The sequence below is a fragment of the Actinomycetospora sp. 2LY8.5 genome, from assembly GCF_057180585.1.
This window is the reverse complement of sequence record NZ_JBXUHE010000079.1, coordinates 1-9,775: the sequence shown is the minus strand read 5'-3', so window position 1 is coordinate 9,775 and position 9,775 is coordinate 1. Positions and strand designations below refer to the sequence as shown.

The window sequence follows — 9,775 nt, the reverse complement described above, 5'->3', positions numbered from 1 at the left end:
GAGATGGTCGTCGATGTAGACGTAGAGTCCGGTCAGGAGGGTGTCCAGGTCTGTCGTCACAAACGGATCTTGGGCGCCCTCCGCCCTCCTTCCCGGCCACCACGCCGTTCGGACTTACTCGTCTAGGCCTGGCTGCTGGCGCGCTCCCGGCTGTCGTCCTGGGAGGCCGAGCCCCGCGACGCGCCGTCGCGGGGAGCGTCGGCGCGCTCGCGGTGGGCCTGCTCCCACGCGGAGTCGTCGCGGGCGCCGTCCTCGCCGCCGTCCGACGAGGGCCTGCGGCGGACGCCCCGGCGGTCGAGCCGGTGCAGCTGCCCGTTGCCGTCACGTCCCCAGTGCGTGCCGTGCGAGTCGGTGAACCGCATCTCCGGCACGGCGGGCGCGGAGTACAGCTCCTCGCGGCTGACCTCGTCCGCGCCGAAGGGCAGGGAGCGGATCCGGTCACTGGCCGGGGGGAGCAGCGCCATCGAGATGCTGTGCTGCTCCTCGCTGGAGGGCAGGCTGAACAGGCAGCGGACCTGGAACACGGGGGAGTCGCCGCCGTTGTGCACGCACAGCACGAAATCCTCGTCGCGGTCGTGCCGCCCGCCCTCGTCGAGCCAGGCCGTGACACCCTGGGCCTGCTGTTCCTGCCGGACCTCGACCTGGTCCTTGCGGTTGAGCAGCATGATCCACACGTACGCGGCGAAGCCGAGCAGGGAGCCGGCGCTGCCGACTGCCGAGACCCACTGGGCGGCGAGCTGGGACGTGCTCATCGGGCCGGGACACCTCGGGGGACGTTCGGGGAAGCCATGGACGAGAAGGTGCCCGACACGGGGGACCTCTACGCTCCGTGCCGTGAGCTCCGCGCCCGACCCGCCCCGTCCGACGCCACCGCCGGACGGCTCCCCCGGAGCGCTCGTCCGGTGGACGATCGACGTGCTCAACGCCCACGACGCCGAGGCGCTGCGCCAGGTGTGGGCGCCGACGATCCGCGCGCGCTTCCCGACGCGCACCGTGCGCGGCGCCGACGACCTCGTCGTCTGGTGGCGCGGGGTGTTCGAGGCCGTGCCGGACCTCGCGATGACGATCGAGGGCATGGCCGAGAACGGCACGCGGGACGAGGGCGAGGTGTTCCTGCGCTGGCGCCTCGCGGGTCACCACTCGGGGGCCGCATGGGAGGGCCTCGAGGCGACTGGGGCGGCGGTCGACCTCGACGGGATGGACCACTTCGTGGTGGCCGGCGGGCGCATCGCGAGCAACTTCGTGATCTTCGATCAGCTGCAGTTCGCCCGGCAGATCGGGCTGATGCCCGCCGAGGGGTCGCGCCTCGACGTCGGGCTCAAGCGCGGGTTCAACGCGCTCGCCCGACGCCGGCGGGCGCGCTCGGGCTGACAGGTCGGCTCCCCCGCCCCTAGGCTTCCGTCGTGGCGATGGTGTTCGACGCCGTGGCCGGCGACGTCCCGTGGTGCAACGGGTGTGGACGGCGCGCTGTGACGCCCCGACCGCCTTCACCTCGGCGGTCAAGGGCACATCCATGATCGCGTTCGCGCGGACCGCTCACGGAACGACGGTGCACCTGCGCGGACCGGAGACCCGGGCCACGCGGATGACCTGCCCGGAAGGCTGCGAGTTCTTCGGTGTCGACCTGCAGTGCGGTGCCTACGTGCCCCTGTTCCCGCCGTCCGGCCTGATCGACCTGAACGACGTCCTGCTGCCGACGGTGTCGGGCGATCGGCTCCTGCTCGACAACCGCGACTGGGAGATGCCGAGCGCGCAGAACGTCGACGTCTTCGTCGACAGGCTGATCCGGGCGGGTCTGCTGTTCCTCGATCCGCTCGTCGACGAGGTCCGTCACGGCGAACGTCCACGGGCCGTGTCGGAACGCACGGCGCAGATGCGGTTCCGCCGCGCCGTCGGCGTCTCGCGCCGCAAGCTCGTCAGCATCGACCGGGCACGGCGCGCCGCGCGGCTCCTCGCCGCGGGCCGCTCGATCGCCGACGCGGTCACCGTCGGTGGCTACTACGACCAGCCCCAGCTCGCGCGGGCGATGCGGTGGGCGACCGGTCACACGCCCGGTGAGCTGAGGTCCGGCGTGCCGTTCCTCGCGTTCTGAGCCTCCCGACCTTGACGGTTTCGGTTCGATACAAGACGGTCCGAGATCGGGATGATCGTCTTCGGGGTATGCGCACTCTCATCGAATACGACCACCTCTCGATCGACGGACGCGTCACCGGGGACGACTTCTGGGCCGCGCAGATGAAGATCGTCGCCAACGACCGCCACATGGAGTACCAGCTCCGGCTGCTGGACCGCGCCGACGGCCTGGTGCTCGGGCGGGCGACCTACGAGGGCTTCGCCGCGACGTGGCCGAGCATGACCGGTGAGCTCGCCGACAGGATCAACTCGCTGCCGAAGTACGTCGCCTCCACCACGCTCACCGAGACCACCTGGAACGCCGAGGTGCTCGACGGTGACGCCCTCACGGCCGTCGCCCGGCTCAAGGAGTCCGGCGACGGCACGCTGGTGAAGTACGGCAACGGCCCCTTCAGCCGGGCGCTTCTCGAGGCGGGACTGCTCGACGAGCTGCATGTGAGCATCTCGCCCTTCGTCGCGGGATCCGGTGAGTCGCTGCTGTCGGGTATCGGCCCGACCGCCATGGACATGGCCGGGGTGACCGACATCGGGAACGGCGCGGTCGTGCTGGCGTACACGCCGGCTCGGTAGCCGGACGCGCCGACGGAGAGGGCTCCACACCCACCCCATCGAGGACCCGCGACTCGGGACTCGGGCGGGCGCTCTCAGCCCGTGGTGTTCTTGGTGCTGTCCTTGCGGCCGCGGCCCTGGGTGCCGCCGCGGCCGCGGAACTCGACGCCCGCGTCCACGAGCAGGCGGCGGACCCGCCCGATGCTGTAGCCGGTCTCGGCGCAGATCTCACGGATGCTGGCGCCCTTCTGGTACCGCTTGAGCAGCTCGCTGCCGAGCTTGGAGCGCTCCGCCCCCGTCACCCGCTGGTTGCGCGCCAGCTCTGGTGTCTTCGCCATGCGGGGCAGTATCACAGCGCGTGGCCGAGCGCCGCCACTGTGGGGGATTACCGCTGAGTCAAGCGGTCGGACGCGTACTGCGAACGAGATCAAGGTCCGCCCGTCGGCTCAGTGCTATGACGGACCGTGAGCGAATCAGTTCGCTCCTTTACTACCTGTAGGCAGGGTACTGACGTCCCCGTGGCGCGACGTCCTCGGCGGACTCGGCGCCCCAGCTCGACCACCCCGGGCGGGGGTACCGGGCGAACATCTCGAGGTACGGGCCCGGCGAGCACGCCTCGATGAGGTCGTAGGCCTCCTCGGGCTTGCGGGAGTGCTCGCGCTTGCGGGTCTCGATCATGTTGACCTGGCGGCGGCCGGGCTCGAGCGTGCGCAACGAGCCTCGCACGCCGAACAGGATCAGCTCGGTGACGTTGCGGAAGTAGAACCCGACGCCGCGCCCGTCGGGCCCGCCGTCCTTGCGGCGCTTGGCCCACACCAGGTTGCTGACGTACCGGAAGCCCCAGCCCTGCATCACCGCGAGGCCCTCGGGCAGTAGGGCGTTCGGCACCCAGAGATAGAGATGGGCGTTGGCCGAGACGACGTCGACGACCGGCAGCGCCGCGATCTCGGCGGCGGTCATCGTGTCGTAGCGATCGAGCCGCCGGTGCTCCGGCGCGACCTTGCCGGTGCGGTTGGTGAACCGCCACGGCGGGTCGGCGTAGACGCACGACCAGCCGCCCGCCGCCCGGGGGAGCGCGACCTCCTCGAGGGGCGTCGCGTCCACGCGCAGGGGCGCCGCGCGGCGTCGGGGTGTCGCGTCGTCGGTCTCCGTCGCACTGCCGGCGTCCGCCGCCAGGGTCATCGTCTCGGGCCTCCTCGCCGGGATCGGGGTGGGCGGGACGCTAGCGCCGGGCCCCGACAGCACGGGGTCGTCCTCGTCGCTCACTGCACGAACTCGTCGGTCAGCATGAGCGGCGCGGGCGCCGCCGGCCGGTCCCGCTCCCCGTCGCCCGGAGCCCAGCACCGACGGGAGATCGCGACGGCGAGCAGCGGGCAGCCGCCGGCGTCGCCGCGCGTCATGCGCGACTCGAGCTTGCCCAGGTGCGTGGTCGTCGACGTCGAGAGCCTGCTGCGGACCTCGTCGTCGCTGCCCCCGGCCGCGCGGGTCAGCTCGCGGGCGAGCTCGCGCAGGTCGTCATGGGTACGGGTGAGCAGCACCGCGCCGTCGATGAGGCCGGCGTCGTAGAGCGCGCGGTAGGCGCCGATGTCGCGGTCGAGGTTGCCGTCCTTGGCGTTCCACTCGACGTCGAGCGCGACCCGGCCCTTCACGTTGTCGACCTTGTACCCCTCGTTGACGACCTCGCTCTCGCGCACCGTCACGCCGAGCTCCCCGGCGGGCGCCCAGGGCTGCACCTGCAGGCGGGACGTCACCACGGTGTCGACCCGTCCCTCGCGCCAGCCGCGCCCGCGGAAGGCGGCGTTGAGGCGGGCCGCGAGCCGTGACTCGTTGCCGCCGGCCTCGATGAGGTCGGCGGTGGTGAGGGTGAAGTCGGCGAGCACCGCGCAGACCTCGGCGAACTCCTCGCGGCCCGTCGCGGCCAGGACGGCGGCGGCGTTGCGGGTCTCGCGGAGCTCGTAGCGCTCGGCGATCTCCGGCGGGACGACCGTCGACCACCCCTGCGTGAGCTCCATCGCCGGCCAGTGTCCCACCACGATCGGGCACGGCCCCGTCCACCGCGCGACCCGCCCCGAGGCGGTGTGACGCGGACCTCTAGGGTCACTCGAATGGGTCACCTCCCCGCCGGAGGTCCCCGGTGACGACCACGGCCCCGATCCCCGTCGCCGCGCCCGACGTCCGGCTCGGCGACGTCGTCGACCCCGCTCCGCGTCTCTCGCCGGTGGCGTGGCGCCCGGTGCTCCTGCTGGCCGGCGCGGTCGCGCTCGTGCACACCGCCACGTCCGCCTGGTACGGCGCGTTCGGTGACGAGCTGTACTTCATCGCGGCCGGTCGCCACCTCGCGTGGGGGTACGCCGACCAGCCGCCGCTCGTGCCCTGGCTCGCCGCGGGGCTCGACGTGGTCGCCCCCGGCAACCTCGTCGTCCTGCGCCTGCCCGCCACGTTGGCCAGCGCCGCGCACGTCGTGGTCACCGCGCTGATCGCCGCCGAGATGGGCGGACGGCGCCGGGCGCAGCTGCTGGCCGGCGCCGCGATCGCGATCTCGCCGTTCCTGCTCGCCACGGGCCACCTGCTGGCGACCTCCACGCTCGACCCGTTCCTGTGGACGCTGCTGCTCTGGCTCGTCGTGAGGTGGATCCGTACCGACGCCCTCCGGCGCGGCAGCTCCGCTGGGCTGCGTGCCGCGGGGGACCGGCTCCTCCTGGCCGCGGCCCCGGTGCTGGCGGTGACACTGGCCGTCAAGGTCCTCGTCCCCGTGCTCGTCGCGGGGCTGGCGGTCGGCGTGCTCGTGGCCGGGCCTCGCCGTCTGCTCGCACGGCCGGCGCTGTGGGTCGCGCTGGCCCTGGCCGCGACCTCGACCGTGCCGACGCTGCTCTGGCAGGCGGCGCACGGCTGGCCGCAGCTGCACATGGGCGCGGTGGTGGCGGGCGAGGGCGCCCTGACGGGCAACCGCTGGTGCTTCCTGCCGTTCGCGGCCTGGGACGTCGGCCTCGTGCCGGGAGCGGTGCTCGCGGGTGTCGGGCTGTGGGGACTGCTGCGCGCCGACACCCTGCGGCCCTGGCGCGCGGTCGGGGTCGCCGCCGTCGCCACGACCGCGATGATGATCGCCGCCGGTGGCCGGCCGTACTACGTCATGGGACTGGCCGCGGTGCTCCTCGCCGCCGGCGCGGTCGTGCTGCAGGACCGGCGCCCGGCGCGCTGGTGGGGCTGGACGGTGTCGATCCCCGCCTACGTCGCGTCGGCGCTTCTCGTCGCCGTGATCGCCCTGCCGCTGGGGCCGGCCCAGTGGCGCGTCGATCGCGGGGACTTCCTCACCGCGGGACAGGTCGGCTGGCCGAGCCTCGCCGCCGACGCCGCCGCGGCGTACCGCGCGCTGCCGCCCGAGCAGCAGGCGCGGACGACCGTGCTGGCCTGGTCGTACTGGTACGCCGCCGCCCTCGACGTCCACGGGCCCGCCGCGGGGCTGCCGCCCGTCTACAGCGCGCACCGCGGGTTCGCGTTCCTCGGGCCACCCCCGGACTCCGCGACCGCGGCGATCCTCGTCGGCCCGATCGAGGACACCGGGGCACTCTGCCGGACGGTGACGCCCCTGCCGCCGCACCGCGATCCGGCTGCGGACGCCGTCGTCAACGGCGACGTCCCGCTCGCCCTGTGCGACCTGCGCGCCCCCTGGTCGGCGTCATGGGGATCGATCACGCACATGCAGTAGCGGTATGTGAGCACTTTCCGGGGCTATAGCCCCGGAAAGTGCTCACGAAGGCTCAGTAGTCCCGGAGCACGACCTCCGGCAGGTAACCGTGCTGGTAGAGCCGCTTCTCGCGGACCATCGGCGAGAACAGGGTCGCCATGAACAGCGTCGAGACCAGCACGAACAGCGGTAGGGCGAGCTTCAGCCAGACCGGCCCGGGCAGCAGCGCCAGGAACGCGGCAGGCGTCGCCTGGACCGCGGACCGAGTGAGGTGGCGGAGGAACCAGGTCCGGCAGGTGAGGTCGTGCAGCACCCACGGCGCGTACCGGACCGGCAGGCGCGCCCCGAACGCGTAGGCGATCCAGCGCAGGACGCCGGGGCGTGTCACGGCGCCGCTCGCGCCGCTTCGCGCCTCCCTGCGCGCAGGCCGAGCGCCGTCGCCGCGACGTGGGCGAGGTGCACCGGCTCGTGGCCCGCGTTCTCGAGCTGGCGGATCTGGGTGCGGCAGGAGAAGCCGTCGGCGAGCACCGCGGTGTCCGGGTCGGCGGCGCGCACCGCGGGCATGAGGCCCCGCTCGGCGCACGCCGTCGAGACCTCGTAGTGCCCGTCCTCGAAGCCGAAGTTGCCCGCGAGCCCGCAGCAGCCCTCGTCGAGCACCCGCACGTCGACCCCGAGGGCGTCGAGCACCGCGCGGTCGGCGTCGAAGCCCATCGCCGCGTACTGGTGGCAGTGGATCTGCGCGACCGCCTTCGTGGTCGTCGTGACCTGCGCGCGGAGCTCGTCGACGTGGGACGCGAGGATCTCGGCGAGCGTGCGCGTCGAGGCCGCGAGACGCGCGGCGTCCTCGTCGTCGGGGCCGAGCAGCTCGACGACGTCCTGGCGCAGGGCCGCGGTGCACGAGGGCTCCAGGCCGACCACGGGGACGCCGTCGTCGAGCCAGGGCTTGACGACGTCGAGGCTGCGCCGGGCGACCGCGCGCGCGGTGTCGAGCTGACCGGTCGTGTGCCAGGTCAGCCCGCAGCACACCTGGCCGGTCGGCAGCTCGACGCGGTAGCCGAGGTGCTCGAGCACGGCGATCGCGTCGAGGGCGAGCTCGGGGTCGAACGCGGAGGTGAACGTGTCGGGCCAGAGGAGGATGCGCGGTTCGGCCCCGTCCGGGCGCGGCGGGTGCGGGGCGAGGAGCCGGCGCAGCGGCTTCGGGGCGAGCGCCGGGATGTCGCGCTGCGGGGCGATGCCGCCGAGGCGCTTGGCGATCGAGGCCAGCGCGGGCCGGCGCGCCAGGGCGTTGGCGACCCTGGGCAGGCCGGGGACGGCGTCGACCAGGCGCAGCCAGCGCGGCAGGTAGCCCATCGACCAGTGGCTGCGGGGGCGCCGGCGCGCGCGGCCCGCGTAGTGCTGGGCGAGGAACTCGGCTTTGTAGGTGGCCATGTCCACGCCGACCGGGCAGTCGCGCTGGCAGGCCTTGCAGCTCAGGCACAGGTCGAGGGCGTCGCGGACCTCGATGGAGCGCCAGCCGTCGGGCACCAGCTGCCCGGACGCCATCTCGAAGAGCATCCGCGCGCGGCCCCGGGTGGAGTGCGACTCCTCGCCGGTCACGCGGTAGCTCGGGCACATGTAGCCGCCCGAGTCCGAGATGCACTTGGCGACGCCGATGCAGCGCCGGCTCGCGCGGGTGAAGCTGCCGCGGTCGTCGGTGTAGGCGAGCTCGGTCGTCGGACCGATGGTGGGGACGCCGACGAAGACCTTGAGATCCTCGTCCATCGGCGCCGGGTCGACCACGCGGCGCGGGTTCATCCGGCCCTCGGGGTCCCAGACGGCCTTGAACGCCCCGAACGCCTCGAGCAGCCGCGGGGAGTAGGTGCGGGCGAGCAGCTCGGCGCGCGCCTGCCCGTCGCCGTGCTCGCCCGAGACCGAGCCGCCGTGCGCCGCGACGAGGTCGGCGGCGTCGGTGAGGAAGGCGCGGAAGTTCGCCAGGCCGGGGCGGGTGAGCAGGTCGAAGTCGATGCGCACGTGCAGGCAGCCGTCACCGAAGTGCCCGTAGTAGGCGCCCTGCCGGCCGTGGCGGCGCAGCAGCGCGTCGAACTCGCGCAGGTAGGCGCCCATCTGCGCGGGCGGCACCGCGGCGTCCTCCCATCCCGGCCAGGCCTCGCCGCCGTCGGGGGAGCGGGTGACGATGCCCGACCCGTCCTCGCGGACCTTCCACAGCGCGCGCATGGCGGTCGGCTCGGAGACGACCTTGACGCTGGCGCCGTAGGCCGCCATCTCCTTGCCGATGGCGCGCGCCGTGGCCTCGGCCTCGCCGCGGTCGGCGCCGCCGGTCTCGACGTAGAGCCAGCCCTTGCCCTCGGGCAGCTGCTCGTGGGTGCGGTCGTCGGGCCGGCTCGCACGCAGGGCGCCGATGACGCCGACGTCGACGCCCTCGATCGTCAGCGGGTGGTGCTCGCGGATCGGCATGACGTGGTCGGCGGCGGTGTACGCGTCGGGGAATCCGAGCACGCACAGCGCCCGCGCGGGCGGCGATTCGACCAGGTCGACGGTCGCCTCGAGGATCGTCGCGCAGGTCCCCTCGGTGCCGACCAGGGCGCGGGCGAGGTCGACGCCGTGGTCGTCGAGGAGCTGGTCGAGGTTGTAGCCGCTGACCCGCCGGGTCATGCCCTCGACGAGGAGCTCCGCGCGGATGGTGCCGTCGTACTTCCGGCGCAGGGCGTCGAGCTCGCGGTAGACGGCCCCCTCACGCCCGGGCCGCTTCTTCGCCTCGTCCGGGTCCGGGGTGCGGCCGACGCCCATCCGCGTGCCGTCGGCCAGCACCACCTCGAGCGCGCGGACGTTGTCGACGGTCTTGCCCCACGCCACCGAGTGCGACCCGCAGGCGTTGTTGGCGATCATCCCGCCGAGCGTGCAGCGGTTGTGCGTCGACGGGTCGGGGCCGAACGTCAGCCCGTACGGGCGGGCGGCCTCGCGCAGGTCGTCGAGCACGACACCGGGCTGGACGCGGGCCGTGCGCGCGTCCGGGTCGATCTCCAGCACGCGCGTGAGGTGCCGGGAGAAGTCGACGACGACGGCCTCGTTCACCGCCTGCCCGCCGATGCTCGTGCTCGCGCCGCGCGGCAGCAGCGGGACACCGTGGCGCCGGGTGACGTCGACGACCGCCTCGACGTCGTCGAGGTCGACGGGCTGCACGACCCCGATCGGCACGTGGCGGTAGTTCGACGCGTCCGCCGACCACATCGCCTTGCTCGCGGTGTCGAACCGGACCCGCCCGCGCACGGCCGTGCGCAGGTCCTCGGCGAGGAGGGATTCGCGGGAGGAAGGGCGCGTGGCGGTCATCGCGGGTCAGTCTGCGCCGCTCGGGGATGCTTCGCTGGCCGGGGTGCGGGGTGCGGGGTGCGGGGTGCGGGGTGCGGGGTG

The 9,775-nt window shown here is 73.6% G+C and carries 10 protein-coding genes; 4 read left to right on the top strand and 6 right to left on the bottom strand.

Annotated features, from left to right (window positions below; genetic code table 11):
- Window positions 1-122: 122 nt before the first annotated feature.
- Window positions 123-752: a hypothetical protein gene (locus AC2A1K_RS35040; protein WP_483900973.1), complete on the bottom strand. Its 630-nt coding sequence runs from the start codon at window positions 750-752 to the stop codon at window positions 123-125.
- Window positions 753-834: 82 nt separating this feature from the next.
- Here AC2A1K_RS35040 and AC2A1K_RS35035 point away from each other — a divergent pair, with 82 nt between their 5' ends.
- From AC2A1K_RS35035 to AC2A1K_RS35025, 3 genes are all read left to right on the top strand, one after another.
- Window positions 835-1,371: an ester cyclase gene (locus AC2A1K_RS35035; RefSeq protein WP_483900972.1), complete on the top strand. Its 537-nt coding sequence runs from the start codon at window positions 835-837 to the stop codon at window positions 1,369-1,371.
- Window positions 1,372-1,444: 73 nt separating this feature from the next.
- The gene (locus tag AC2A1K_RS35030; protein WP_483900971.1) at window positions 1,445-2,092 is read left to right on the top strand and encodes a helix-turn-helix domain-containing protein; all 648 of its coding nucleotides are present in this window, start codon (window positions 1,445-1,447) and stop codon (window positions 2,090-2,092) included.
- A 68-nt stretch (window positions 2,093-2,160) separates the two neighbouring features.
- Window positions 2,161-2,703, top strand: coding sequence for a dihydrofolate reductase family protein (locus AC2A1K_RS35025; protein ID WP_483900970.1), 543 nt, complete (start codon window positions 2,161-2,163; stop codon window positions 2,701-2,703).
- A 74-nt stretch (window positions 2,704-2,777) separates the two neighbouring features.
- Here AC2A1K_RS35025 and AC2A1K_RS35020 read toward each other — a convergent pair whose 3' ends face one another.
- The 3 genes from AC2A1K_RS35020 to AC2A1K_RS35010 form a co-directional block, all read right to left on the bottom strand.
- The gene (locus AC2A1K_RS35020; protein WP_483900969.1) at window positions 2,778-3,020 is read right to left on the bottom strand and encodes a helix-turn-helix domain-containing protein; all 243 of its coding nucleotides are present in this window, start codon (window positions 3,018-3,020) and stop codon (window positions 2,778-2,780) included.
- Window positions 3,021-3,171: 151 nt separating this feature from the next.
- Entirely contained in the window at window positions 3,172-3,948 is a 777-nt protein-coding gene (locus tag AC2A1K_RS35015) for an MT-A70 family methyltransferase (protein ID WP_483900968.1), read from the bottom strand.
- Window positions 3,945-4,694 carry a BglII/BstYI family type II restriction endonuclease gene (locus tag AC2A1K_RS35010; protein ID WP_483900967.1) on the bottom strand — a complete coding sequence of 250 codons (750 nt, stop codon included), beginning with the start codon at window positions 4,692-4,694 and terminating at the stop codon, window positions 3,945-3,947. The genes AC2A1K_RS35015 and AC2A1K_RS35010 overlap by 4 nt, the downstream gene beginning before the upstream one ends.
- A gap of 122 nt (window positions 4,695-4,816) precedes the next feature.
- Between AC2A1K_RS35010 and AC2A1K_RS35005 the strand changes: the two genes are divergently transcribed.
- A complete protein-coding gene (locus tag AC2A1K_RS35005) occupies window positions 4,817-6,388 on the top strand; it encodes a glycosyltransferase family 39 protein (RefSeq protein ID WP_483900966.1) in 1,572 nt (523 codons plus the stop codon).
- A gap of 52 nt (window positions 6,389-6,440) precedes the next feature.
- Here the strand turns inward: AC2A1K_RS35005 and AC2A1K_RS35000 are convergent, their stop codons facing one another.
- Both AC2A1K_RS35000 and AC2A1K_RS34995 read right to left on the bottom strand, forming a co-directional pair.
- Window positions 6,441-6,755, bottom strand: coding sequence for a DUF5313 family protein (locus AC2A1K_RS35000; RefSeq protein WP_483900965.1), 315 nt, complete (start codon window positions 6,753-6,755; stop codon window positions 6,441-6,443).
- On the bottom strand, window positions 6,752-9,694 hold the full coding sequence (locus AC2A1K_RS34995) for an FAD-binding and (Fe-S)-binding domain-containing protein (RefSeq protein ID WP_483900964.1): 2,943 nt from the start codon (window positions 9,692-9,694) through the stop codon (window positions 6,752-6,754). Before AC2A1K_RS34995 ends, AC2A1K_RS35000 begins: the two co-directional genes overlap by 4 nt.
- Window positions 9,695-9,775: the final 81 nt, after the last annotated feature.

Excerpts from the sequence above, each read along its gene's own strand:
- AC2A1K_RS35040 (WP_483900973.1), bottom strand. The coding sequence starts at position 752 with ATGAGCACGTCCCAGCTCGCCGCCCAGTGGGTCTCGGCAGTCGGCAGC.
- AC2A1K_RS35025 (WP_483900970.1), top strand. The coding sequence starts at position 2,161 with ATGCGCACTCTCATCGAATACGACCACCTCTCGATCGACGGACGCGTC.
- AC2A1K_RS34995 (WP_483900964.1), bottom strand. The coding sequence starts at position 9,694 with ATGACCGCCACGCGCCCTTCCTCCCGCGAATCCCTCCTCGCCGAGGAC.
- AC2A1K_RS35020 (WP_483900969.1), bottom strand. The coding sequence starts at position 3,020 with ATGGCGAAGACACCAGAGCTGGCGCGCAACCAGCGGGTGACGGGGGCG.
- AC2A1K_RS35010 (WP_483900967.1), bottom strand. The coding sequence starts at position 4,694 with ATGGAGCTCACGCAGGGGTGGTCGACGGTCGTCCCGCCGGAGATCGCC.